Here is a 25,742-nt window from a genome sequence, read left to right on the forward strand (position 1 = left end):
TGCCGCGCTGGGCCGATCCGGCTCGTCGCGCCGGGCCGCTCAGGTGCGTCGCCGCGGCGCCCGTGGCAGCAGCGCGTCGGGGTCCAGAGTCACCTCGAACGGTGTTGTGAGCGTCAACGTCTCACCCGGCCCCGCCGTCGCGTCCGCGACGTAGTGCTCGCCTTCCAGGCGGTGCAGCCGCATCGTGACGGCTCCTGGCGGCTCCTGCTCGACGAGCAGATACCAGCCGATCCGTGCCGCGGCATATAGGCCCATCTTGACCAGCCGGTCCGTGCCGGCGTTGCCCGGGGAGACGATCTCGACGACGAACGCGACCTCGTGGGCGTCGACCACCGGGTCGTCGTCATCGTCAGTGTCGGCGATCACCAGGTCGGGAATGACTATCCTGCCGGTCTGAAGGCGGACGTTGACCGCCTCCAGCATCAGCAGCCCGGCATCGGCGGCAGGTTCGTCGAGGGTCGTCGCCAGGAGCCAGGACAGCCGTTGGTGTCGCTTCCTCGGCGCCGGGCTCACCAGCAGACTCCCGTCAAGCAACTCGATCCGATGCCCGGTCGGCTCGAGGGCGAGGTAGTCGTCTTCGGTCCAGACCCCTACATGGTCGAGCGCGCCAAAATCCATGCGGTCACGCACCTTCCGACGGCTGCTGTCACCAGCCTGCCATGCGGCGGGGCCATCGACGACGCGCACGTCCTGAAGGGTCACCCGTTCAACCTCGCACATGACACCTTATGACGTCAACTTGTGGATCACGGGGTTGCCGCGGGGACGCCGACGGTGCGTTCGGGGCGGGCGGGGCGGGGGACGTCGGCGAAGGAGATGAGCTTGAACCAGGCCGGCACGCCGCGGCGGAGGTCCTCGGGGCCCTGGATGTCGACGGCGCCGCTGCGCAGGGCGTCGGACCACTCCAGGTCGCCGAGCCAGACCTCGATCATGCTGCGCAGGTCGGCGGTGACGCGCACGGCCACATCGAAGCCCGGGTCGGCGTCGCACACGTCGGCGTCGGTCGGGGTCAGGACCAGCCACCAGTTGCGTTGCGCCGCGGCGACGGCGGGGAACTGGAACTGGATCACGGTCCGGCCGGCGGGCACCGCGTCGTGGTCGACGCGGTGGTGCATGTCCCACAGCAGGATCTTCGGGTCCAGGTCCTGGTCGCCGAGGTGGCCGATCCAGCGGATGCCCCACTCGCCGAGCGCGCTCACGATCGGGGCCAGCTCCCGCCCTGCGGGTGAGAGGCGGTAGCGGACCTCGGCGCCGGCCTTGTGCCGCTCGGCGACACCGGCGGCGACGAGGTGCTGCAGCCGCTTGGACAGCAGTGTCGGCGACATGCGTGGCAGGCCGCGGCGCAGGTCGTTGAAGTGCCGGTCGCCGCCGACGAGCTCGCGCACCACGAGCATGGTCCAGCGCTCGTCGAGCAGTTCCATGGTCTTGGCCACCGGGCAGAACTGGTAGTACGACGCACCCATGCACGCACCGTAAGCGTCTGTCGCCTCGCCGACTAGTACAGATCCTGTACTAGTCCCGTGCCGGGGACCGTTCCTACGGTCGAGACATGCAGACAGTAGAGATGACCGCCGACCAGGCGTTGAAGAGCAAGCACCGGGCGATGTGGGCGCTGGGGGACTACGCCGCCGTCGCCGCCGATGTGATCCCGTCCCTCGGGCCCGTCCTCGCCGAGGCGGTCGCCGCCGGCCCCGGCACCCGGATCCTCGACGTCGCCGCGGGCTCCGGCAACGCCGCGATCCCGGCCGCCCTCGCCGGCGCGGACGTGATCGCCACCGACCTGACCCCCGAGCTCCTGGAGATCGGCAAGGGGCTGGCCGCGGCGCAGGGGGTACGGCTGGAATGGCAGGCCGCCGACGCGGAGGCGCTGCCGTTCGACGCCGGTACCTTCGACGCCGTCATGTCCTGCGTGGGGGTCATGTTCGCCCCGCACCACCAGGTGTGCGCCGACGAGCTGGTCCGGGTGTGCCGGCCCGGCGGGACGATCGGCCTGGTGAACTGGACCCCGCAGGGCTTCATCGGGCAGATGTTCGCCACGATGAAGCCCTACGCGCCGCCACCGCCGCCCGGTGCGCAGCCCCCGCCGCTGTGGGGCAGCGAGGAGCACGTCCGTGCCCTGTTCGGCGACGCGGTCACCGGCGTCGTGGCGCAGCGGCGGATGCTGCGCGTCGAGGTGTTCGCGACCGCGGAGGCGTTCCTGGACTTCTTCAAGCGCAACTACGGCCCGACCATCGCGGTGTACCGCGCCAACGCCGGCAACCCGGAGGCCGTCGCCGCGCTTGACGCGGCCCTGCTGGACCTCGCCCGCTCCCACGATCTCGGCGGCGGGGCGATGGACTGGGAGTATCTGCTGTTCGTCGGGCGTACCCCGGCGGAGAACGGCTAGACGAAGCGCTGTCGCTGCCGGCCCAGGCCGTCGATCGACAGCTCGACCACGTCGCCGGCGCGCAGGTAGGGCTGGCCGGGAAGGCCCATCGCCACCCCGGCCGGCGTGCCGGTGTTCACGACGTCGCCGGGGTGCAGCACCATGAACTGGCTCAGGTACCAGATCAGGTGCGGCACGTCGAAGATCATGTCACCGGCGAGCTCGTCCTGGCGGGCCTCGCCGTTGACCCACGACCGCAGCCGCAGCGCCGGCACCGTCACGCCGGCGGCCGGCACCAGCCACGGGCCGAGCGGGTTGAAGGTCTCGCACGACTTGCCCTTGTCCCACTGGCCGCCGCGCTCCAGCTGGAACTCCCGCTCCGAGACGTCGTTGCTGATCGCGTAGCCGGCGATGCGGGACGCGGCGTCGTCGGGGGAGTCCAGGTAGCGCGCCTGGCGGCCGATGATCACGGCCAGCTCGACCTCGTAGTCGGTCTTGACGCTGTTGCGCGGGATGCGGACGTCGTCGTCGGGGCCGACCACGGTGTCGGACGCCTTCATGAACACGACCGGCTCGGCGGGCGGCTCGGCGCCGGACTCGGCGGCGTGGGCGCGGTAGTTGAGGCCGATGCAGACGACCTTGCCGGGCCGGGCGACCGGCGCGCCGGTGCGGGCCGGCGGGTCCGTGAGCACCGGCAGGGTGCCCGCGTCGAGGGCGTCGCGCACGCGGTCGATCCCGCCGACGGCCAGGAACACGCCGTCGATGTCGGGGGTGAGCCCGGACAGGTCCCGCGCCACGCCTTCGGCGTCGAGCACCACGGGTCGTTCCGCACCGAAAGGTCCCAGCCGGGCAAGTCTCATGGGCTGCCACGGTACGGAGCAAGTGGCCAAGTGGTCAAGCCAATGTCGCGGCGATCCGTTCCAGGTGGGCGGTCATCGCCGCGCGGGCGGCATCCGGGTCGCGGCGCTCCACGGCGACGACGATCGCCTCGTGGTCGGCGGCGGTGCGCCGCCGCACGCCCGGCCGGGCCGAGGTGATCGACCGGCTGGAGCGGCCCAGCGTCGACAGTGACTCGAGCATCGCGGCGAGCAGCGCGTTGCCGGACGACTCGGCGATCAGCCGGTGCAGCCGCACGTCGGCCTCGATCTGCTCGGCGCCGCCGATCGCGGCCCGCATCGCGGCCACCTGCGCGTCGGTGGCCCGCTGCGCGGCGAGGGCGGCGAGGGCCGGTTCGAGCAGCAGCCGCGCCTCGAACAGCTCCCCGAGCGTGCGCTCGTTGAGTGCCATCACGAACTGCATCGGCTCCAGCAGCGTCGCGGTGTCCAGCGCCGCGACGAACGTGCCGGCGCCGTGGCGGCTCTCCAGGATGTTGAGGCCGACGAGGGAACGGATCGTCTCGCGCAGCGTCGGCCGGCTGATCCCGAGCAGCTCGCTGAGCTCACGCTCGGCCGGCAGCCGCTGTCCGGGCGCGAGCCGCCCGTCGACGATCATCTGCTGGATGCTGCGGGCCGCGTCCGCCGCCGCCGACGTGCGTTGCAGCTTCGCGAAACCGGTGCCGCTCACCGGCACCACGCTACGGCAGCCACCGCCGCCCTGGCCCGCTCCCGGACCCGCGAGTCCGCGCCGGCGACCCGCGCGCCGGGGCCGGCCACCATGAGCGCGCGCTGGATGAGGGCGCCCGCGCCTGCCGCGGCGAGGTCGTGTCGGCTGGAAGCGGCCCGAGCCCCGCCCGAGCCCGTGAGTCCGCCCCGACGGCCGCGTCAGGGCCGGCGACCGCGAGCCCGCGCCGGACGAAAGCGCCCGCGCCCGTCACTGCGAGTCCGTGTCGGATGAAAGCGCCCGCGCCCGTCACTGCGAGTCCGTGTCGGATGAAAGCGCCCGCGCCCGTCACTGCGAGTCCGTGTCGGATGAAAGCGGCCCGCGACGCGCCGGATAAAGGTGGCCCGCGCCCGCCCCGCGGCAAGCCGGCGCCGGCTGACGGCGCCGGCTGACGGCGCCGGCTACGGCAGGCCGGCGAGCGCGAACCCGCCCGGCTCGACGCCGGCCCGGGCGATGGCGGCGCCGTCCGGTGCCCAGATCGTGGAGCGGCCGGCGGTGTCCGCGTAGCCGTCGCCGGTCGGCCCGGCGAAGCTGGCGAACGCCACCCACACCCCGTGCTCCGTGGCGATCCGGGTGCCGCGCTCGTCCTGCTCGGCGGTCTCGTCGGCGAACATGAGGGTCCCCGCCACGTATCCGTCGATGCCCAGCGCCGCCGTGCGCGCCTGGTGCTCCGGCACGCCGGTGTCCTTGCACACCGCGAGCCCGAGCCGACGCCCGTCGACGGTCAGGACCACGGGCTCGGGCCCCGGCCGGAAGCGGTGCTGCTCGGAGGAGCCCAGATACAGCTTGCGGTAGACGACGCTGACCGTGCCCGCGACGCCGTCCACGGCCAGGATCCCGATGTGCGGCCCGGCCACGGGCGCACCGGCGAGCGCGAGGGTCCCCGTCTCCCGGCAGGCCGCGACCAGCGGCGCGAGCGCCGGATCGTCCTCCGGCACGACGGGGGCGTCCAACTCGTACCCGGTCAGCGACAGCTCCGGGAACACCACGACCCGCGCGCCCGCGGCCCGGACCAGGGCGGCATGGGCGGCCGCGTTGGCGGCAACGTCATAGGGCACGCACACCGGCTGCGCGACGGCGACGGTCAGGAGCATGGCCGGATCCTACGTGCAAGGCAGGTTGCCCTCGAGGGACTGCAACGCCCGCAGGGCGGCGCGCTGCTCGGCGGGGCTCATCGCGCCGACCGTGTCGGCCTCCAGCCGGGACCACAGCAGCTCGATGCGCTCCCGCAGCACCAGGCTCGCCGGGGTCGGCTCGACCAGGGTGGCCCGGCCGTCGGCGGGGTCGGCGACGCGGCGCACGTAACCGGCCCGCTCCAGGCGCTGGACGCTGCGGGTCATGCTCGCCGAGTCGGTGTCGAACTGGGTGGCCAGCTCGCTCTGCCGCTGTGGGCCGCAGTCCCACAGCATCATCAGGATCAGCTCCTGCCCCGGGTGCAGGCCGACCTCGCGCAGCAGGTGCCGGGCGTGGGCCTTGTGCGCCTTCGCCAGCCGGACGATGGCATGGCTGATCGGCCCGCAGATCGCGGCCGCGGGCCGGGTCCTGGGTTCGGCGGCCATTATCGGAGTTTACCTGTTCGGGCCAGTGTGGGTCCCGTCACCACGTACCGCCGGAATGAACGACGTCCACAGCGGATTTACCTGTGCGGAACAGTTAACCGAGAGGGAGCCTGCGATGAGCACAGCGTTCGAACCGGTCCGTATCGGCCGGCACACCGCACGCAACCGGGTGGTGATGGCGCCGATGACGCGCAGCCGGGCGTACGGGCCTGGTGGCAGCCCGACCGAGCTGATGGCGACCTACTACGCGCAGCGCGCCGGTGCCGGCCTGATCGTCACGGAGGGTACCCAGCCGTCGCCGATCGGGCAGGGCTACCTCAACACGCCCGGCCTGCACGCGCCCGAGCAGATCGCCGGCTGGAAGGCGGTCACCGACGCGGTCCACGCCCGCGGCGGCCTCATCTTCGCCCAGCTCATGCACACCGGCCGGATCGGCCACCCGAGCCTCAACCAGCTCGCCGCGACCCCGGTCGGCGCGTCCGCGGTCCGTGCCGACGGCACGGTCCTCACCGCCGACGGCCCCGCGGACCTGGTCACCCCGGAGCCCCTGGACGACAAGGGCATCCAGCAGACCGTCGAGGACTTCGCCGAGGCCGCCCGCAACGCGGTCGAGGCCGGGTTCGACGGCGTGGAGCTGCACGGCGCCAACGGCTACCTGCTGCACCAGTTCCTGGCCACCGGCACCAACCGCCGCGACGACGAGTGGGGCGGCGGGCCCGAGGGCCGCATCCGCTTCCCGGTCGCGGTCGTCGAGGCGGTCGCGGCGGCGATCGGCGCCGACCGGGTCGGCCTGCGCATCTCGCCGTCCAACCCGTACAACGGCATCGTCGAGGACGACCACCGCGAGACCTACGCGCTGCTGCTGGACGCGATCGACCCGCTGGGCCTGGCCTACCTGCACGTCGCGGAAGGCCCCGACGTGGACTTCACGCCGCAGCTGCGGCAGCGCTGGAGCGGCACGCTGATCCTCAACCCGTTCACGCCCGGCGCGTACACCGGCCCGGACGCGCTGCGGCACGTCGAGACCGGGGCGAGCGACCTGGTGTCCTTCGGTGCGCTCTTCCTCGCCAACCCGGACCTGCCGGACCGGCTGCGGGCCGGCGCCGGCTTCAACGCCCCCGACTACAGCAAGGCCTACGGCGGCGACGACGCCGGCTACACGGACTACCCGGCGCTGGGCTGAGCGAGCAGCCGCTCCAGCAGCCCGCCGAGCTGGTCGCGCTCATCCGCGCTCAGCGGGGCGAACGACGCCCCGATCACCCGGTTGACGAGGACGTCACCGGCCTCCTTGAGCTGCAGGCCGCGCGGTGTCAGGCGATGCCGCACCGCGCGGCCGGGGCCCGGCGTCCGCTCGATCAGCCCGCGGTCCGCCATCCGGGTCGCGAGGGACCCGAACGACTGGTCGGTCTGGAATGTCAGCTGGGCCAGGTCGTGCAGCGACGCGTCGGGGTGCCGGGAGAGGTGCCGCAGGGTGTCCCACTGCACCAGGGAGACGCCGAGCTCGGCGAGTGCGGCGTTGAGCGCCCGGTGGTGGCGGTGCTGCAGCCGCTTGACGAGCAGCGCGACGTCCTGGTCGGTCCGCATGCCGCCATGGTACCGGCGGCAGATCAGCTTGTTTGTATAAGGTTCCTTGTATAAGCTTCCTTGCATGAAACTGACCTATGACGACCTCGGCGCCGGCCGGACGGTGCTGCTGCTGCACGGCGGGGCGGGCCCGCGCTCGGTCCTGCCGTTCGCGCACCGGCTCGCGGGCCGCGCCCGCGTGATCGTGCCGACCCATCCCGGCTTCGACGGCACGCCCGGCGGGCCGGACGGCGTCGGCGACCTCGCGGAGCGGTATCTGGCGCTGCTCGACGAGCTCGGCCTGCGCGGCGTCGCGGTCGTCGGCAACTCGATCGGTGGCTGGATCGCCGCGGAGATGGCGGTCCGGGACACGGCGCGGCGCCTCGACCGGCTCGTCCTCGTCGGCGCGGTCGGCATCGCCGTGCCGGAGCACCCGGTCGCGGACTTCTTCGCGCTGGACTTCGACGAGCTCGCCCGCCGCTCGTACGCGAACCCGGACGCGTTCCGCATCGACCCCGCCGCGCTCACCGACGCCCAGCGCGACACCATGGCCGGCAACCGGCGGGCGATCGCCCACTATTCGGGTCCGCACGGGATGGCGGACCCCGGGCTGCGGGCCCGCCTGGGGGACGTCGCCGTGCCCACGCTCGCGCTGTGGGGCGAGAGTGACCGCATCGTCGACCCGGACTACGGCCGTGCGTATGCCGCCGCGATCCCGGGCGCGGTGTTCCAGCTGCTGCCCGGCACCGGGCACATCCCGCTGATCGAGACCCCTGACCAGGTTCTGGAGGTATTCGACCGGCACCTATGACGTCCGGGCGGTCCGCCACAGGCCGGCCCGGCCGTCCGTGCCGACGCAGACCAGGCGCAGCCCGGTGCGGTCGGGCCCGCCGGCCAGGCAGCGGGTCTGCGGGCCGGGCAGGGTGCCCAGGACGTCGAGCCGCCCGGCGGTCAGGTCGACGACGCCGGTGGTGGCGCCCCGCTGCACGACGGGGGCGGCCGAGCCCTCAACGGGTGGCAGGAGCCGCCAGCCGGGCAGCGACCGTTCCTCGCCGTCGCGCCACCGCACCAGTCGCGCGCCGTCCCCGATCACATAGGACCGTCCCGGGCTCGGCTGCCCCAGGGCCCGGGTCGTCCACCGGGTCCGGCCGGTCGCCGGGTCCAGGGCCCTGGTCACACCGCCGCCGGTGACGCACAGCCAGGGGCCGCACGCCGCCGCCGTGCCGTCGAGGGGGGCGCTCCACGCCGGGCCGGACCCGTCGTGCGGCACGCCCGTGAGGCGGCCCGGCCTGCCGGGGTCGGGCTGGTCGGCGGCGATCACACTGGAGCCGGCGGCCAGCACGATCGACGTCTCCGTCACCGACGCGCCGCCGAGGCGCCGGCCGTCCATGGCGTACGTGTCGACGCCGCCCGTGTCGCCGACCGCCGCGAACCAGCCGTCCCCGACGACGACCGGCCGCCCGTCCGGGAACCGCATCGTCCAGCGGGGGACTCCGTCGGCCGGGTCGACGGACGTCAGCCTGGTCACGTGCCGCAGCTCACCGCAGCCACCCCCCTCGACCAGGAGCAGGTCGCCGCCGGGCAGCACCGCGCCGGGTGCGCTCCACAGTGGACGGCCGGTGGCCGGGTCGAGCCGGTCGACCGACGGGGCGTGCTGCGGGTCGCACGGCTGGTGCGTGACCAGCACCGCGCCGGCGGCGATCATGAGGTCCGGGGCCGGGCCGGCGAGAGGCCGGCGCCATCGTTCGGCGCCGTCGGACCAGGCATACGCGGTCACGTTCCACGCGAGCGTGCCGTTGCCGCGCAGCACGTAGAACGCGTCGCCGGCCCCCATCAGCCGCATCGTGCCAGGTGGCAGCCAGGCCACCGGCTCCATCGGCGCGGCCGCCGGCAGCTGGACGACGGCGGGCACGACGGCGGCCAGCACGAGCGGCACCGCCCACCAGGGCGCGCGCCGGCCACGGGCGGCGGCCGGCGGCGGCGCGGTGACGTCCAGGTCGATCACGGATCCACGGTAGGCGCAGACCCGGCCGGCGGAATCAGTGTATTGATGGCACTGAATGCAGACCGATCCCTCGTCTACACCCTCGCCCTTCGATGCGACCGTTGCCGATGGATACGGCGGCGATAGTGTGCGTTGTCAATATCATCACGGGTTCGGTCTGCCCGTTTCCGGTCGCGGTCATCCCGCCCGGACGGCGGATCGACTTGAGGAGGCTTCATGGTGCGAACACGCCTGGTCACGACCGCGGTCGTCGTCCTCGCCGCGCCGGTGCTCGTCGCCCTGCCGGGTTCCCCGGCGTCGGCGGCCCCGGTCAAGGCGCCTGCGGCGTCCAGTGCGAGCAAGACGTCCGACACGCGGCACATGACCCGCACGCAATTCACGTTGGACGGCAAGCTGGTCGACACGTCGAAGATGGCCAAGCCGTCGCAGCGGCGCGCGCTCGCCGCGGGGGAGACCCCGACCGTCGGCACGGTCCGTCAGTGGCTGGGTTCGGACGACTACCAGGGCCGGTTGTACCGCAAGGACTACGTCCTGCGCGGTGTCGGCGAGCACATCGAGGTCTGGGTCGCGGTCGACACCTCGTTCCCGGCGGGCGACTGCCGTAACGCGGTGCCGAACACGACCACGGTCACCGACGCTCAGGTGGCGAACTTCATCCACGAGTTCGACACGAACATGTACCCGAAGGAGACCGCCGCCTTCAGTACCCCGCCGAACCGGGACGGCAGCAACGCGCTGCTCGGCCCGGACGCCAACGGCAACGGTGGCGTCTACACCGGCGGCGGCGAGAAGACGGTGACGCTGGTCGACAACGTCCGGGACGACAACTACTACACGTTCCCGGCCGCGACGACCTACATCGCCGGCTTCTTCTCCACCCAGTTCAACGAACTGTTCGACCGCAACGTCATGACGATCGACGCATTCGACTGGGAGCACCGCACCGGTGCCAACCCCGTCGACGCGCCGTCCAGTGACGTCTGCACCAGCCGCCCGGCCCGGCCGACCCTCTACGAGGGCACGTTCGCGCACGAGTGGCAGCACCTGCTGCTGTCCTACGTCGACCCGAACGAGACGACGTGGCTCAACGAGGGTCTCGCGGACTTCGCGCAGACGCTCACCGGCTACGTCGACGGCACCAAGACGGTCTTCGACAAGGGCAGCGACAGCCACCTGTACTGCTTCCAGGGTTACGGCCCGGTGCAGACGCCCTACAACCCCAACCCGCGTGACTGCGGTGGCTCCCAGAACTCGCTCAACCTCTGGGGCGAGGGCGGCAGCGGCGCCGGTGTGCTCGCCGACTACGGCAACGCATACCAGTTCATGCTGTACCTCTACGACCACTACGGTCAGGACATCATCGAGAAGCTGCACCGCGATGGCGGCCTGCAGGGTCTCGCCAGTGTCGACGCCGCGGTGAAGGCCGAGGGTGCCAAGGACGTGTACACGGTGCTGCACGACTACCAGTCGTCGGTGCTGCTGGACAAGCTCCTGGACGACTCGCGCTTCAGCATCGTGCTCGGCGCGGACAAGAAGAAGGTCACGTCGAAGAGCGTCCGCTCCTCGGTGAACCTCGCGAACACGCAGAGCTACAGCGTGCCCGGAGCGGCGCCCAACGGTGCCGACTACGTGCTGCTGCAGAAGAACGGCACGGCCATCAAGGGCAAGGACCTGCGGTCCTTGAAGTTCACGGGCGCCGCCCAGCTGCCGGCACTGCCGTTGGCCTGGACGCTGGTGAACAACGACCCCGACCGGCCGGGCAACTCGGTGCTGTTCTCGGGCAACGCCAACAACACCGACGCCACCGCGGTCATCCCGGTGACGGTCCCCGCCGCCAACGCGACGCTGTCCTTCCAGGCGAAGTACGGCGCCGAGCTCGGGTACGACTACGGCTACGTCGTGGTCTCCACCGACGGTGGCACGACCTACACCGCGATCCCGGGTGACCGGACCGTCGACGCGCCGCTCGGCCCCGGCCTGAACGGCACGACGACCGGCTTCGAGGCGCACAGCTACGACCTGTCCGCGTACGCGGGCAAGTCGGTCCTGCTGGGCTTCCGCTACGTCAGCGACGGCGGTGTCAACGAGGGCGGCCTGCTCATCGACGACATCACCCTCGGCGGCACGCTGCTGAGCGACGGGTCCAGTCTGGCCCCGTTCGACTCGCCGACGGAGATCAACCCGGTCGAGGTCAAGAACTGGCACGTGAAGCTCATCGGCATCGACGAGGGCAACCACCTCGCGTGGCAGTTCGAGTTCACCGGGAAGAACACCGTCTCGCTGAACTGGATCCAGCTGGCGCTGCTGTCGCTGTTCCCGAAGGTCGTGGCGGTCGTCGCCTACGACGAGCCGACGGAGCAGGTCCAGCAGTACGCGCCGTACACCCTCACGGTGAACGGCGTCGTCCAGCCGGGCGGCAGTTCCTGACGCACCACCCGTAGCAACAGTGGCGGGCACCCCCGTTCCCGGGGGTGCCCGCCACTGCGTGGGTCACCAGCCGACGGCCACCAGCAGCCACTGCGGGTTGCCGTGCGAGACGAACGAGGACTGGCCGGCGTAGTCGTCGTACGGGAACCCGTACGCGAGCCGGTCGATGGCGTGGTCGTGCCAGAACTTCGCGTAGTAGTTGGCGGGTGCGGCCTGGTAGTACAGGCTCGGCGTCGACCACTGCGACTGCGGCAGCTGCCGCACGTGCCGGTTGAGCGCGGCGCAGTTCGCCGGGTCGTTGGCCAGGACCCCGGCGCAGCCGAAGACGTCGGAGGTCGGGGCGTTGATGCCGTACTGCGTGGCGTAGGCGGTGAAGTAGTTCGCGTTGACGCCGCCGGCGCGGAACGTCGGGTCGCTGCCCGGCGCGATGATCCGGTACGGCGCCTGCGACTGTGCCAGGACGTCGAACTGGGCCGGGACCTCGTCGATGAAGCGCTGGAACGTCGCCGCCCGGCTCTCCGCGAACGTCGCCTGGTCCTCGCCGACCTGCACGTCGTAGCCGTCGCGGGCGTGCAGCCGCATCGCCAGCTTGAGACCGAACGCGTCGACGCGGGTGGTGTTGCCGTTGAAGACGGCCGGCCCGACGGTGAACTCGATGAAGTCGTAGTACTGGCTGTTCGGGCTGCCGAGGTAGAAGTACATGCGGCCGGCGGAGTTGGCGGGCATGTCGAGGTACGGCTGCTCGGCGATGCTGTGCGTCTGGCCGTTGAAGCTCCAGTACACCTGACTGTCGGGGTACTGGCCGTTGGTGCGGTTGAGCACCTTGACCATGACGACGTTGCTCGGGTTCGGGATCGTGCTGGTGTCACCCCAGAACGTCCCCGGCGGCTGCGACGTCGGCGGCTGCGACGTCGGCGGCTGGGAGACCGGCCCGGTGGTGTTGACCGCGAACTCCCACAGCGAGTAGCCGTAGGCGGTGGCCCGCACGGTGCCGTTCATCCGCACGTACCGGCCGCTGCCGGACACCGCGAGGGTCTGGTTGCCGCCAGCGCCGGTGGTGGTCGAGTAGACCGTCGTCCACGTGGTGCCGTTCGGTGACGTCTGGATCGTGAAGGACCGGGCGTAGGCGGCCTCCCAGTTGAGCACGACCTGGCAGATCGTGGCCGTGGCGCCGAGGTCGACCTGGATCCACTGCGGGTCGCTGAACGCGCTCGACCAGCGGGTGCCGGTGTTGCCGTCGAACGCGGCCGACGCCGGCGACGCGGCGTTCTCCGTCGAGGACGCGGTGGCCGGGCGGCCCTGCGCGGCGTTCGCGGTCCCGCAGCCGGCCGGGCCCGTCGTGCCGTAAACCTGGAACTCCCACAGCGAGTAGCCGTAGGCGGTGCCCCGCACGGTGCCGTTCATCCGCACGTACCGGCCGCTGCCGGACACCGCGAGGGTCTGCACGCCGCCGGCGCCGGTGGTGGTCGAGTAGACCGTCGTCCAGGTGGTGCCGTTGGTGGAGGTCTGGATGGTGAAGGACCGGGCGTAGGCGGCCTCCCAGTTGAGCACGACCTGGTCGATGGTGGCGGTGGCGCCGAGGTCGACCTGGATCCACTGCGGGTCGCTGAACGCGCTCGACCAGCGGGTGCCGGTGTTGCCGTCCGTGGCGAGGGCGGCGCCGGACGCGGCGTTCTCCGTCGACGACGCGGTCGTGGGCCGGCCCTGTGACAGCAGGCTGCTGGCGGCGCTGGCGGAGGTGACGGTGAAGGCGGCGTAGCCGGCGACGAGCGCCGCCACGAGCAGGCCGGCGATGCGCCGGCCCCGTGTTGCTGACATGGGTTCTCCCTGCGTGGAGGGTGTGATGGACCGTCGCCGCACCACGTCGATGCACCGGGAGGGCGGGTGGCCGGTGCTGGTGGGCGTTCGGTCGCGGGGGAGAAGAGAGCGCTCTCTCAGACTCAGCGTCGTCGATCCGGGGGTGCCCGTCAAGGCCGGGTTTTGACGCCCGCCGATGCGGGCACGGGGCTGGGAGGGAATCCTGGGAGGTGCACCTTGTCCGACACGCAATCCGCCCCGGCGCCGACCGGTGGCATCATCCGCAGCCTCATCCCCGCCCGGATCGACCGGCTGACCTGGGCCCCGTTCCACACCAGAATGGTGCTGGCGCTGGGCACCGCCTGGGTCCTCGACGGTCTGGAGATCACCATCGCGAGCGCCGTGGGTGCGGTGCTCAACAAGGAGGAGACGCTCGGCCTGAGCAGCACGCAGGTCGGCGCCATCGCCACCGTGTACCTGCTGGGCGAGGTGTTCGGCGCGCTGCTCTTCGGCCGCCTGTCCGACGCCCTCGGCCGCAAGAACCTGTTCGTCGTCACCCTCGGCGTGTACCTCGCGGGCAATGCGTTGACGGCGTTGACCTGGGGTAACAGCACCCTGAGCCTGGTGTTCCTGTACCTGACGAGATTCGTCGCCGGCGCCGGCATCGGCGGCGAGTACGCGGCGATCAACTCGGCGATCGACGAGATGATGCCCGCCAGGTACCGCGGCCGCGTCGACATCGGCGTGAACGGCACCTACTGGGGCGGCGCCATCATCGGCACCCTCGGCACGTACGTGCTGCTCAACCACATCTCGCTGAACATCAGCTGGCGGCTGGGCTTCCTGATCGGGCCGATCATCGGCCTGGCCATCTGGAACCTGCGCAAGCACCTGCCGGAGAGTCCCCGCTGGCTGATCATGCACGGCCGGGAGGAGGAGGCCGAGGCGAGCATCGCCGGGATCGAGCGCGACGTCGAACGCTCCGGGCAGACCCTCGCCCCGGTCGACGAGGGCGCCGCCATCGAGGTCCGCCCCTCCGCGTCGCACGGGTACCTGTCGCTGCTCAAGGTCCTGTTCCGCCACTACCCGAGCAGATCGGCCCTGTCCGCGACCCTGATGATCACCCAGTCGTTCCTGTACAACGCGATCTTCTTCACGTACACGCTGGTCCTGTCGAAGTTCTACGACGTCGACGCGGAGAAGACCCCGATCTACCTGATCGCGTTCGCCCTGGGCAACCTCGCGGGCCCCCTGCTGCTCGGGCACCTGTTCGACACCATCGGCCGCCGCAAGATGATCACCGGCACGTACATCCTGTCCGGGGTGCTCCTGGCGATCTCGGCCTGGATGTTCGACGCGGGCATGCTCAACGCGTTCACGCAGACCCTGGCGTGGTGCATCATCTTCTTCTTCGCCTCGGCCGGTGCCAGCTCCGCGTACCTGACCGTCAGCGAGATCTTCCCCCTCGAGGTCCGGGCCCAGGCGATCGCGGTGTTCTTCGCCATCGCCCAGTGCTTCGGCGCGATCGGCCCGATCTTCTACGGCTGGCTGATCGGCGAGGGCGAGGATCCCGGCAAGCTCTTCATCGGCTACCTCATCGGCGCCGCGGTCATGATCATCGGTGGGGTCGTCGAGTGGATCCTCGGCGTCGACGCCGAGGGCAAGTCCCTGGAGGACGTCGCCGTCCCCCTGTCCGCCGTCACGACCAGGCCCCGCGCCACGGGCTGAGGTGGTCCCGGTTCCACCGCAGTGCTGGTACCGTTCAGTACCATGAGCGGAACGGCGCTGCGGTGGGCCACCAAGCACGGCTTCGCGCGGATGGGGATCAGTGCCGCGGCCCGCAAGGGCGACATCCAGGCGCGGTACTTCGTCGATCCCGAGGTGCGCGAGGACCCGTACCCCTTCTACGACCGGATCCGCGAGCAGGGCCCGCTCGTGCGCGGCAGCCTCATGTGGGCCACCGCCCGGCACGACGTCGCCTCGGCGGTCCTGCGCAGCGACGCGTTCGGCGTCGGCTTCAGCGACCGGCGGCTGCCGACCCCCGTGGCGCTGCTGTGGCGGCTGAGCCGGCGCACCGCACCGATCGGTCCCGTCGACCCGCCGTCGATGCTGGTCATCGATCCGCCGGACCACACCCGGTACCGCCGCCTGGTCTCGAAGGTCTTCACCGCCAGGGCGATCGAGGCGCTGCGGCCCAGGATCGAGCGGACCGCCGAGGAACTGCTCGACGGGCTCGGGCCGCGGTTCGACCTGGTGGACCGCTACGCCGCGCTGCTGCCCGTCACCGTCATCGCCGACATCCTCGGCGTGCCCCTGGACATGCGGCGGCAGTTCCTGGACTGGGGCACCATGTCCGCGCCGACGCTGGACCTGGGGCTGACCTACCGCCAGTACCGGCGCACCGAGATCGGCATCCGGCGGAGCAACGCGTGGATGCGCGGGCACTTCGAACGGCTCCGGAAGGCGCCCGGCGACGACCTGCTCAGCCAGCTGGTGCACCTGGAGGGTGAGCAGCTCACCGACGACGAGCTCCTCGCCACCGCGGGCCTGCTGCTCGCCGCGGGCTTCGAGACGACCGTCAATCTCCTCGGTACGGGTGCCGCGCTGCTGATGCACCACCCGGACCAGCTCGCGACCCTCAAGGCGGATCCGGGGCTGTGGCGGGGCGCCGTGGAGGAGATGCTGCGCTTCGACTCGCCGGTGCAGAACACGGCCAGGGTCTGCCAGCGGCCGGTCGAGATCGCCGGCACGACACTGCAGCCCGGGCACGTGGTGGTGCCGATGCTCGGCGGCGCGAACCGGGACCCCGCCGTGTTCACCGACCCGGGCCGCTTCGACGTGACCCGGCCCAACGCGCGGGAGCACCTGTCGTTCTCCGGCGGCGTGCACTACTGCCTCGGCGCCGCCCTCGCCCGCCTGGAGGGCGAGGTGGGCCTGAAGACGCTGTTCGACCGGCACCCGGACCTGGTCATCGACGGCACCCCGCGGCGCCGGCGCACCCGGGTGCTGCGCGGTTACGCATCGCTACCGGTGGCGTATCAATGACCGGCTGACCTCAGGCGTGTTTCCGCCAGAACAATTGCGCCGCATTTCTGTGCGACTGCGAAATGAACGGCGGCGGCGAAACAATGCCGACGCAATTTCGTCACCGTTCATTCGATGAATTGCTATTGCCGCATCACATGGCGACCCGAGGATTCACACCGAGGGACGACTGTGGGGTGGGACGTTGCGCAAGTGCCTGGCTTTTGTCGCATTGCTGACACTGGTGGCATCACTGGTCGGTCCAGTGCCACCGGCATCCGCCGCGACCCCACCCGGATTCACCACGCAAATCGTGCTCGGATCGGGACTCGACGGCCCTTCCGGATTTGAGATCGCCCCCGACGGGCGCATGTTCATCCTGGAGCGCACCGGCAAGATCAAGATCTTCAAGGACGGCCACCTCCTCCCGGAACCCTTCGCTGACCTGCCCTCGGAGGCGTCAGGGGACCGGGGTCTCATCGGCGTCGCGTTCGACCCGGCGTTCGGTGTCGCCAACCACTACGTCTACTTCTATTACACCGGCCACGACCTGCTGAATCATCTCGTGCGTTTCGACGCATCCGGAGACATCGGCACCGAAGGCCCGTACACCATTTTTCAGACACAATCGCCTTCACAACTGCTCCATGTAGGTGGAAGCATCAGGTTCGGACCGGACGGAAAGCTCTACTTCGCCGTCGGCGACAACGGCTATCCACCGAACGCACAGGATCTGACCAACCCGCACGGCAAAATTCTGCGGATCAACCCGGACGGCACCATTCCGCCCGACAATCCATTCGCCGGGCAGCCCGGAAAACTCGGCGCGATCTGGGCATACGGCTTCCGCAACCCGTGGCGGTTCCAGTTCGACAGCGCCACCGGCCGGCTGTATGGCGGCGACGTCGGCGACTACACGTGGGAAGAGCTCAACCTCATTGTCAAGGGCGGCAACTACGGCTGGCCGGTCAACGAGGGCCGCTGCGCCGCCACCTGCGCCGGCTATCGCGAGCCGCTGCACGCCTACAACCACGACGGCGGCAGCGGCGCGGTGACCGCGGGCCCGGTCTACCGCGGCACCCAGTTCCCCGCCGAGTACCAGGGCAGCATGTTCTTCGGCGACTACTCCCGCGGCTTCATCAAGCAGGCGCTGCTCGACGACGCCGGCCAGATCACCCAGGTCAAGGACTTCGACCCGGAGGCCGGCAGCGTCGTGGACCTGAAGGTCGCACCCGACGGCTCGCTGTACTACATCACGTACTTCCCCGGCCAGCTGTACAAGATCTCCTACAGCCTCGCCGGCAGCGCCCCGGTCGTGAAGGCGGCATCGGACTCCACCGGCGGGCAGCAGCCGCTGACCGTGCACTTCAGCAGCGCCGGCACCGGCGACCCGGACGGCGACGACCTCACATACCACTGGGACCTCGGCGACGGCAGCAGCAGCACCGCGGCGAACCCCACGAAGACCTACACCGCGATCGGCGTCCACACCGTCACGCTCACCGTGTCCGACGGGCAGAACAGCGTCACGTCCAGGCCGATCGTCGTGCAGGTCGGCTCGCCCCCGACGACCCGGGTCGCCGCGCCCGTCGACGGCGCCCTGTACAACTCCGGCGACACGATCACCTACAACGCGTTCGGTACCGACGCCGCCGGCTACGACGTCAGCGACGGCGACATCAAGACCGAGGTGTTCCTGCACCACAACACGCACGTCCACCCGTTCGTCGGGCCGCTGACCGGCCGGGTCGGCACGTTCACGATCCCGGTCACCGGCGAGGCGTCCGCGGACACCTGGTTCGAGATCAAGGTGACCGTCACCGACCGCAACGGGCTGACCAGCACGAAGCCGGTGTTCATCTACCCGCGCACGTCGGTGATGACGTTCGCGACGAGCCCGCCGGGGCTGGGGCTGACCCTCGACGGGGTGCCGATCGCGACCCCGGACGCGGTGCACGGCGTCGTCGGGTTCAAGCGGGAGATCGCCGCGCCGCCGACGGCGCAGGACGCCAACGGCAACCAGTACCACTTCACCGGCTGGTCCGACGGCGGCGCGATCCGCCACTTCATCACCACCCCACCGGCGAACGGGACGTGGACGGCGAACTATGCGCCGTCGGCGCCGTTCCTCGGCGAGTACTTCAACAACCAGGACCTGGCCGGGGTGCCCGCGCTGACCCGCCAGGACCAGCGCGTCGACTTCATCTGGTCGGTCGAGCCGCCGGGCCCCGGGGTGAACGCCGACCACTTCTCCGCCCGCTGGTCCAAGACGCAGTTCTTCGCCGCCGGTCGGTACCGCTTCACGATCGCCTCCGACGACGGTGCCCGACTGTACGTCGACGATCAGCTCGTCATCGACCAGTGGCACGACCAGGGCCCGACCGCCTACGAGTACGTCGCCGACCTCGCCGCCGGGCAGCACAACGTCCGGATGGAGTTCTACGACAACGTCGTGGACGCCAGCGCGAAACTGTCCTGGGAGACCACCCCGGACCAGCCCCGCGACGTGTTCACCGCGGAGTACTGGAACACCCCGGGCGCCGGCACCGCGCCGACGGTCCCGGCGACCCGCCCACAGCTGACCCGCGACGAGGCGGTCGTCGACCACGACTGGGTCCTCGGCTCACCCGACCCGTCGATCGACCAGGACCATTTCGTCGCGCGGTACACCCGCTCGGTGACGCTCAGCGCCGGCTACTACGACTTCACCACCACCTCCGACGACGGCGTGCGGCTGTGGGTCGACGGGCAGAAGGTCATCGACCACTGGGGCGACCAGGGCGTCACCGCCTACACCGCCCGGCTGGCGCTCGGCGGCGGCGCGCACACGATCGTCATGGAGTACTACGAGAACGCCGCCGGCGCCCTGGCCAGGCTCGCCTGGAACCGCGCGGGCGACCTGCCGCCGGCGCCGCCGTGGACCGCGAGCTATTGGAACACGCCAGGCGCGGGGTCGCAGCCGTCGATCCCGTCGCGGGCACCGGACCTGCTGCGCACCGAAGCGGCCATCGACCACCCGTACGGCGACGGCGGCCCCGGCAACGGCATCGGCGTCGACCACTTCGTCGCCGTGTACACCCGCACCGACGTGCTCCCGTCCGGCCTCTACCGGTTCAGCGGCGCCAGCGACGACGGCATCCGCGTCTACCTCGACGACCAGCTGATCCTGTCGAAGTGGCAGGAGCAGAACGAGGAGTTCACCGCCGACAAACTGATCGCCGACGGCGGGCCGCACACCATCCGCGTCGAGTACTACGAGAACGCCGCCGGCGCCCGCCTGCTGCTCGGCTACCGGCGCGTCGGCGACGTCACCTCACCCCCCGGCTGGGACGGCGCCTACTACCTCGGCACCGACCTGGCCGGCGCGCCCGCGATGCTGCGCCAGGACGCCGCCGTCGACTTCGACTGGGGCCTCGGCTCACCCGGCCCCGGGCTGCCCGCCGACGGGTACTCCGCCCGGTGGACCCGCACCGACAACCTCGCCGCCGGCGTCTACACGTTCAAGCTGCTCGCCGACGACGGCGCCCGGCTCTTCATCGACGGCGTGCTCGTCCTGGACGAGTGGCGCGACCAGCCGCCGACGACGTTCGTGGTCCAGCGCAACCTCGCCGAGGGCGCCCACGTCATCGTCGTCGAGTACTACGAGAAGGCCGCCGGGGCCATCGCCCGGCTCAGCTACGACAAGACCGCCGACCCGCCACCACCCACCCCGTGGACGGCGTCCTTCTACAGCAACACGACCGCCACCGGAGCACCCGTACTGACCCGGCAGGACCTGGCCATCGACCACGACTGGGGCCTCGCCGGCCCGGCCGAGGGCCTGCCCGCCGACGGGTTCTCCGCCCGCTGGACCAGGACCGATCACCTGGCCGGCGGCACGTACCGCATCACCGCCACCAGCGACGACGGCATCCACGTCTCGATCGACGGAGCCGTGGTGATCGACGGATGGTCCGACCACCCGCCGACCACGTACACGTTCGAAATCGCCCTGGCTGAAGGTGAGCACACCTTCACCGTCGAGTACTTCGACAGCGGCGGCGGCGCACTGGCGCGCTGTTCGGTCATCCGGTTGTGAAGTTTGAAGGAGATCACGTGACCCCCACGGCCACGATCGTCATCCCCTGCCGACATGAGGAAGACAACGTCGGTCCTTTGATCGAACGGCTCTCGGCCGTCCTCACCGACGTCGAACTGCTCTTCGTCGACGACAGCGACAACGAGCACACCGTGGACGCCATCGCCCTCGCCGCGGCCAGGCTGGAACGCGACGACCTGCGGGTCCGGGTGTTCCACCGCACCGGCGGCCAGCGGGTCGGCGGCCTCGCCGGCGCGGTCGTCGACGGGTTCCGGCGGGCCCGCACCCCGAAAGCGCTCGTCATGGACGCGGACCTGCAGCACCCGCCGGAGCTCGCGCCGGCGATGCTGGCCGCGCTCGACGAGCACGACCTGGTGATGGCCAGCCGCTACCGCGAGGGCGGCAACAGCGGCGGCCTCGACGGGCCCGTGCGCCGCATCGTGTCGACCGGCTCGACGCTCCTGGCGCGCGTCGCGTTTCCGTTCGCGTTGCGCGGCGTCACGGACCCCATGACCGGATTCTTCGCCGTTCGCCTGGACAAGATGGACATCGAGCGGCTGCGGTCGCGCGGCTTCAAGATCCTCCTGGAGATCCTGGCCAGGTACCCGAGGCTGCGCCGCACCGAGCTGCCCCTGGACTTCGGGCAGCGCCACGCCGGCGCCAGCAAGGGCGACCTGCGCCAGGGCATCCTGTACCTGCGGCAGCTGCCGTGGCTGCGGCTGGCCACCTGGCTCGCCACCCCGGTGCTGCGCTGGGGCGCCCTGCTCGCCGTCATCGGCGCCGTCACCGTCGCGCTCGCCGTGTCGCCGCTGTCCGGCGCCGCCGTCCTGGCGCTGCTGGTGACGCTGGTCGCGTCGTACAACACGGTCGTCGGCGCTCTCGAGGTCCGGTGGCGGCTGTACGGCTGGCGAACCCCCGAGGCCGTCGAACAGATGCGGTGGCCGGCCGCGGTACCCGACGAGATCAAGGAACGCTTCACGATCATCGTCCCGGCACTCAACGAGGACCTCGTCATCGCCGGTACCCTCCGGCACCTGCTGCAGCAGGACCACGACGACTACGAGATCCTCGTGTCGCTGTGCGACGGCGACGACGCGACCATCGCCGAGGTCCAGCGGGTCCAGGCCAACTACGACCCGCACGGCAGGGTCCGCACCGTCGTGCGCGCCTACACCAGGTCCAACAAGCCGCGGCAGCTCAACGCCGCCCTCGAGGTCGCGACCGGCACCGTCATCGGGGTCGTCGACGCCGAGGACGACGTCGCGCCGCAGCTGCTGACCCGGGTCAACACCCTGTTCGGCAGCACCGACGCCGACGTCGTGCAGGGCGGCGTCCAGCTCATGACGCTCGGCACCCGGGTCCGCGACTGGTTCAAGGTCCACAACGTGATGGAGTACTTCTTCTGGTTCACCAGCCGCATGTTCTACCAGGTGCGGACCGGGTTCGTGCCGCTGGGCGGCAACACCGTGTTCATCCGCCGGCAGATGCTCGAGCAGGCCGGCGGCTGGCCCGACAACCTCACCGAGGACTGCGCGCTCGGCGTGCTGCTGTGCACGCGGTACAACGCCCGCGTGGTCGCCGCGTACGAGCCGGAGCTCGCGACCCGCGAGGAGGTGCCGCAGACCATCGGCAGCCGCCGGTCCGGTTCGCTGTTCTGGCAGCGGGTCCGGTGGAACCAGGGCTTCCTCAGCATCCTGCTCGAAGGCCGCTGGGCGACGCTGCCCACGCTGCGGCAGCGGGCCCTCGCCGGCTACATCCTGGCCACCCCGTTCCTGCAGGCGTTCTCCGCGCTGCTGCTGCCGCTGTCGATCGTCACCATCTTCTGGCTCAAGGTGCCCGTCTTCGTGGCGATGCTCATGTACGCGCCGTTCGTGCCGATCATCATCACCCTGGCGACGCAGATCGTCGGGCTGCGCGAGTTCGCCCGCGCGTACCGGCAGAAGGTGCTGTGGCGGCACTACGCGTTCCTGCTGTTCGGCGCGCCCGTCTACCAGTGGGTGCTCATGGGCGCCGCGTTCTGGGCCGTGTGGCAGCACGTCGACGGCAACACCACCTGGCACAAGACCGCCCACGGCGGCCACCACCGTCCGCTCGTCCTGGAAGGTTCCGCCGCATGACCGCCGTCCTCGAGATCGAGCGCAGCCCGGTCCGTTCAGCGCCGGTCGTCGCGGCTCGTCCCTCGCGCTGGCGTCACCACCGCAGGTCGCTCGCCGTGCTCACCCCGCTGCTGGTCCTCGCCGGGTTCGTCAACGGCTGGAACCTGCACGGCTGGCCCGGCCGCATCAACGACGACGAAGGCACCTACGTCAACCAGGCGTGGGCGATGCTCGACCACGGCGGCCTGTCGCACTACACGTACTGGTACGACCACCCGTTCCTCGGCTGGGCCATCATCGCCGGCTACGCCGGGGTCACCGACGGCTTCGACCGGGCACCCAGCGCGGTCATGGTCGGCCGGGAGGTCATGCTCATCTCCGCGCTGATCAGCTGCGCCCTGCTGTTCCTGCTCGCCCGGCGGCTGCGGCTCAACCGGGCCTGGTCCGGCGTCGCCGTGTTCGTCTTCGCGATCAGCCCCCTCGCGGTCTTCTTCCACCGCATGGTGTTCCTGGACAACCTCGCCACCATGTTCATCCTCGCCGCGTTCGCCGCCGCCGCCTCACCGCGGCGCAGCGTCGGCGCGGCCCTGTGGAGCGCGATCTGGTTCGCCTCGGCCGCCCTGTGCAAGGAGACCATCGTCATCCTCCTGCCGGCACTCGTCTGGCTGCTCGTCCAGCACACCTCCCGGCGTACCCGCGTCTGGAACCTCGGCGTGTTCTTCGTGTCCTTCGGTGTACTGGTGGCCTCCTACCCGGTCTTCGCCCTGCTGAAGAAGGAACTGCTCCCCGGCGAGGGCCACGTGAGCCTCGGCTGGGCGCTGTGGTGGCAGGTGTTCGGCCGCTCCGGCAGCGGCAGCCTCCTGGACCCGTCGTCCGGCACGTTCAGCCTCGCCAAGTCGTGGACCGAGCTCGACCCGTGGCTGCTGCTGCCCGGGGTCGCGCTCATCCCGGTCGGCCTGGCCGCGCGCCGGTTCCGGCCGATCGGGCTGGCGCTGCTCATCCAGGTCGTGATGATGTGCCGCGGCGGCTACATGCCGTTCGCCTACGTCATCGCCATGCTGCCCTTCGCCGCGTTGCTCATCGCCGGCGCCGGGGATGTCCTGTGGGCTCGCCTCTCCGCCGTCCGCCTTGGCAGGCTGCGCACGCCGGTCGTCGCGGTCGCCGGTGTCCTGGCGGCGCTGCTCGTCCTGCCCGGCTGGGTCACCACGCTGCGCGACCAGGCGTCGTTCGACGGCAGCGCCAACTCCCGCGCGGCGACCCGCTGGGTCATCGACAACGTCGGCCGCGACGCGGTCGTCGTCACCGACGACTACATCTGGATGGACCTGAAACTCGCCGGCTTCACGAAACCGGTCTGGCTGTGGAAGGTCGACACCGACCCCGCCGTCATGGCCGACATCCTGCCGGCCGGCGCCGCCAGCATCGACTACATCGTCATGGCGGACCAGGCGGTGAGCACCCTCGCCGACCTGCCCACGCTTCGCCGCGGTGTCGTCGAGTCGACCGAGATCGCCCGCTTCGGGGAGGTCATCGTCCGGAAGGTGCACGCGTGAAGCCCCTGCCACCCGTGGCGCGGTTCGGTGCCGTGCTGCGCATGGCGGGGTTCGGCGCCGTGGGTGCCTCCGGTGTCCTGCCCAACCTTGCCGTCATGTGGCTGCTCGTCGACCACTGGCACCTGCACTACCTGCCGGCCGCCGTGGCCGCGACCGAGGTCGCCATCTGCTGGAACTTCGTCCTCGTCGACCTGGTGGTGTTCCGCAGCCGGCGCGGCCGGCACTGGGCCGGACGCTTCGGCCGGTTCGTGGTCCTCAACAACCTCGACCTGGCCGTCCGCCTGCCACTGCTGGCGGTCCTGGTCTCCTGGGCGGGCGTCAACGAGCTGGTCGCCAACCTGGTGACCCTGGTCCTGGCCTTCGGCCTGCGCTTCGGCATCACCGACCGGTTCATCTACCGCCCTGCTTCGCTCCCGTCACCGGTTGCTGAGTCTGTTTGAGATGGTTTCGTGCCGCGGCCCCCGGATGCGGATCCGCCGGGGGCTGCGGCATGCTGTTGCCGTGGTCTTCGAATTGGGCACGGACGGCCCGAAGGTCATCGTCGTCGGTGTCGACGGCTCCGACACGTCACTGCGCGCCGGCGCGTACGCCGCCGGCCTCGCCCGCCGGCAGGGCGCCCGGCTCGTCGTGGTCTATGTGGCCGGCGTGCCCGCCGCGAGCGTCTTCGCCCCGGGCGCGTACGCCGCCGTCGAGCAGGCCATCACCGAGGCAACCGAAGACATGCGCCGCCAGGTCGAGGCGGGCTCCGTGCATGCCGGCATCCGCGCGGAGTTCAAAGCCGTGCGCGGCGACCCGTACGCTGAGATCGTCCGGGCGGCGACGGAGCTGCGTGCCGACGCGGTCGTGGTCGGCGCCTCGTCCCGCCTGGGCCACCGGTTCGTCGGCTCCTTGGCGGTCCGCCTGGTGAAGGCCGGCAAGTGGCCCGTCACCGTCGTCCCCTGACCTCGGCCTGGCGAAGGAGGACGTGGTGACCGCTTATGTCGCCGACGCCCGCGGACTGACGCCGCACGGCTTCCAGAACGCTCCGGCTCCTCGATGTCGCCGGGTTCAGCAGCGGCGCAGGCCGTCGAGCACGAGGCTGATGACACTGTCCGCGTCGGCCGGGCCGTCCGGATGGTCGTAGGCCGCGGAGATGCCGTGCAGGGCCATCATGATGGGGCCGACGCCCACGTCGTCGCGGATCGTGCCGTCCTCGACGGCGGCGGCCAGCAGTTCGCCGATGGCCTGCGCCAACGCCTCGCTCCCCGCGGCGAGGGCCCCTGAACGCGTGGCCATGAGCGAGGCAAGCGTGCGAGCGAGGCCCTGGTGGGCGTGCAGATGACGCACGAAGCCGCGCAGGAATGCCGCCAGCGCCTCGTCCGGTGGGAGCGTGTCCCGCAGGACGCCGGCGTGGGCGCACATCGTGGCCACCTCTTCGCTGTAGACCGCCTCAGCCAGCGCCTCCCGGGTGGGGAAATGGCGATAGAGCGTGCCGGTGCCCACGCCGGCCAGCCGGGCGAAGTCGTCGAAGCGCAGGTCAAAGCCGCCCGCTTCGAAGATCTCACGGGCCTTGGCGAGCAGGGCGTCGCGGTTGCGCTGGGCGTCGGCGCGCAGCGGCTTGGCGGTGGTCACGCGCAGCTCCTCCTTGACAAGTGGAAACCATCTCCATATTTTGCAAGTGGAGATGACCTCCAATT

General features: G+C 71.1%; 21 protein-coding genes. 11 read left to right on the plus strand and 10 right to left on the minus strand.

What is annotated here, in order from left to right; all coding sequences use genetic code 11:
- Window positions 1-39: 39 nt before the first annotated feature.
- On the minus strand, window positions 40-702 hold the full coding sequence (locus OHA72_RS28835; protein ID WP_327010921.1) for a Uma2 family endonuclease: 663 nt from the start codon (window positions 700-702) through the stop codon (window positions 40-42).
- Between the two features lie 44 nt (window positions 703-746).
- The gene (locus OHA72_RS28840; RefSeq protein ID WP_327010922.1) at window positions 747-1,463 is read right to left on the minus strand and encodes a winged helix-turn-helix transcriptional regulator; all 717 of its coding nucleotides are present in this window, start codon (window positions 1,461-1,463) and stop codon (window positions 747-749) included.
- Window positions 1,464-1,549: 86 nt separating this feature from the next.
- Here OHA72_RS28840 and OHA72_RS28845 point away from each other — a divergent pair, with 86 nt between their 5' ends.
- The gene (locus OHA72_RS28845; protein ID WP_327010923.1) at window positions 1,550-2,386 is read left to right on the plus strand and encodes a class I SAM-dependent methyltransferase; all 837 of its coding nucleotides are present in this window, start codon (window positions 1,550-1,552) and stop codon (window positions 2,384-2,386) included.
- Here OHA72_RS28845 and OHA72_RS28850 read toward each other — a convergent pair.
- From OHA72_RS28850 to OHA72_RS28865, 4 genes are all read right to left on the minus strand, one after another.
- On the minus strand, window positions 2,383-3,225 hold the full coding sequence (locus tag OHA72_RS28850; RefSeq protein WP_327010924.1) for a fumarylacetoacetate hydrolase family protein: 843 nt from the start codon (window positions 3,223-3,225) through the stop codon (window positions 2,383-2,385). The genes OHA72_RS28845 and OHA72_RS28850 overlap by 4 nt on opposite strands.
- Before the next feature lie 34 nt (window positions 3,226-3,259).
- Window positions 3,260-3,928, minus strand: a complete 669-nt coding sequence (locus OHA72_RS28855) for a FadR/GntR family transcriptional regulator (RefSeq protein WP_327010925.1) — start codon at window positions 3,926-3,928, stop codon at window positions 3,260-3,262.
- Between the two features lie 437 nt (window positions 3,929-4,365).
- Window positions 4,366-5,058, minus strand: coding sequence for a carbon-nitrogen hydrolase family protein (locus OHA72_RS28860; protein ID WP_327010926.1), 693 nt, complete (start codon window positions 5,056-5,058; stop codon window positions 4,366-4,368).
- 9 nt (window positions 5,059-5,067) lie between these two features.
- A complete protein-coding gene (locus OHA72_RS28865; RefSeq protein ID WP_327010927.1) occupies window positions 5,068-5,523 on the minus strand; it encodes a MarR family winged helix-turn-helix transcriptional regulator in 456 nt (151 codons plus the stop codon).
- A gap of 115 nt (window positions 5,524-5,638) precedes the next feature.
- Here OHA72_RS28865 and OHA72_RS28870 point away from each other — a divergent pair, with 115 nt between their 5' ends.
- Window positions 5,639-6,706 carry an alkene reductase gene (locus OHA72_RS28870; protein ID WP_327010928.1) on the plus strand — a complete coding sequence of 356 codons (1,068 nt, stop codon included), beginning with the start codon at window positions 5,639-5,641 and terminating at the stop codon, window positions 6,704-6,706.
- Here OHA72_RS28870 and OHA72_RS28875 read toward each other — a convergent pair.
- A complete protein-coding gene (locus tag OHA72_RS28875) occupies window positions 6,688-7,107 on the minus strand; it encodes a MarR family winged helix-turn-helix transcriptional regulator (protein WP_327010929.1) in 420 nt (139 codons plus the stop codon). The genes OHA72_RS28870 and OHA72_RS28875 overlap by 19 nt on opposite strands.
- A 64-nt stretch (window positions 7,108-7,171) precedes the next feature.
- Between OHA72_RS28875 and OHA72_RS28880 the strand changes: the two genes are divergently transcribed.
- Window positions 7,172-7,897, plus strand: a complete 726-nt coding sequence (locus OHA72_RS28880; protein ID WP_327010930.1) for an alpha/beta fold hydrolase — start codon at window positions 7,172-7,174, stop codon at window positions 7,895-7,897.
- Here the strand turns inward: OHA72_RS28880 and OHA72_RS28885 are convergent.
- The gene (locus OHA72_RS28885; protein WP_327010931.1) at window positions 7,892-9,091 is read right to left on the minus strand and encodes an outer membrane protein assembly factor BamB family protein; all 1,200 of its coding nucleotides are present in this window, start codon (window positions 9,089-9,091) and stop codon (window positions 7,892-7,894) included. The two genes, OHA72_RS28880 and OHA72_RS28885, sit on opposite strands and share 6 nt — an antisense overlap.
- Before the next feature lie 216 nt (window positions 9,092-9,307).
- Between OHA72_RS28885 and OHA72_RS28890 the strand changes: the two genes are divergently transcribed.
- Window positions 9,308-11,518, plus strand: coding sequence for a choice-of-anchor J domain-containing protein (locus OHA72_RS28890; protein ID WP_327010932.1), 2,211 nt, complete (start codon window positions 9,308-9,310; stop codon window positions 11,516-11,518).
- 63 nt (window positions 11,519-11,581) lie between these two features.
- Here the strand turns inward: OHA72_RS28890 and OHA72_RS28895 are convergent, their stop codons facing one another.
- Complete coding sequence (locus tag OHA72_RS28895) at window positions 11,582-13,336, minus strand: galactose-binding domain-containing protein (protein WP_327010933.1); 1,755 nt, start codon at window positions 13,334-13,336, stop codon at window positions 11,582-11,584.
- 216 nt (window positions 13,337-13,552) lie between these two features.
- On the opposite strand from OHA72_RS28895, the gene OHA72_RS28900 reads away from it, so the two are divergent.
- From OHA72_RS28900 to OHA72_RS28930, 7 genes are all read left to right on the plus strand, one after another.
- Window positions 13,553-15,043 carry an MFS transporter gene (locus tag OHA72_RS28900; protein ID WP_327010934.1) on the plus strand — a complete coding sequence of 497 codons (1,491 nt, stop codon included), beginning with the start codon at window positions 13,553-13,555 and terminating at the stop codon, window positions 15,041-15,043.
- A 42-nt stretch (window positions 15,044-15,085) separates the two neighbouring features.
- Window positions 15,086-16,360 carry a cytochrome P450 gene (locus OHA72_RS28905; RefSeq protein ID WP_327010935.1) on the plus strand — a complete coding sequence of 425 codons (1,275 nt, stop codon included), beginning with the start codon at window positions 15,086-15,088 and terminating at the stop codon, window positions 16,358-16,360.
- A 349-nt stretch (window positions 16,361-16,709) separates the two neighbouring features.
- Complete coding sequence (locus tag OHA72_RS28910; RefSeq protein WP_327011687.1) at window positions 16,710-20,417, plus strand: PA14 domain-containing protein; 3,708 nt, start codon at window positions 16,710-16,712, stop codon at window positions 20,415-20,417.
- Window positions 20,418-20,434: 17 nt separating this feature from the next.
- Window positions 20,435-22,534, plus strand: coding sequence for a glycosyltransferase (locus OHA72_RS28915; RefSeq protein ID WP_327010936.1), 2,100 nt, complete (start codon window positions 20,435-20,437; stop codon window positions 22,532-22,534).
- On the plus strand, window positions 22,531-24,066 hold the full coding sequence (locus tag OHA72_RS28920; RefSeq protein WP_327010937.1) for a glycosyltransferase family 39 protein: 1,536 nt from the start codon (window positions 22,531-22,533) through the stop codon (window positions 24,064-24,066). The genes OHA72_RS28915 and OHA72_RS28920 overlap by 4 nt, the downstream gene beginning before the upstream one ends.
- Window positions 24,063-24,506: a GtrA family protein gene (locus OHA72_RS28925; protein ID WP_327010938.1), complete on the plus strand. Its 444-nt coding sequence runs from the start codon at window positions 24,063-24,065 to the stop codon at window positions 24,504-24,506. Before OHA72_RS28920 ends, OHA72_RS28925 begins: the two co-directional genes overlap by 4 nt.
- A gap of 25 nt (window positions 24,507-24,531) precedes the next feature.
- Window positions 24,532-25,008, plus strand: a complete 477-nt coding sequence (locus tag OHA72_RS28930) for a universal stress protein (protein ID WP_442788687.1) — start codon at window positions 24,532-24,534, stop codon at window positions 25,006-25,008.
- Between the two features lie 105 nt (window positions 25,009-25,113).
- Here the strand turns inward: OHA72_RS28930 and OHA72_RS28935 are convergent, their stop codons facing one another.
- On the minus strand, window positions 25,114-25,677 hold the full coding sequence (locus OHA72_RS28935) for a TetR/AcrR family transcriptional regulator (protein ID WP_327010940.1): 564 nt from the start codon (window positions 25,675-25,677) through the stop codon (window positions 25,114-25,116).
- Window positions 25,678-25,742 lie beyond the last annotated feature (65 nt).

Source organism: Dactylosporangium sp. NBC_01737, from assembly GCF_035963215.1.
GTDB lineage: Bacteria > Actinomycetota > Actinomycetes > Mycobacteriales > Micromonosporaceae > Dactylosporangium.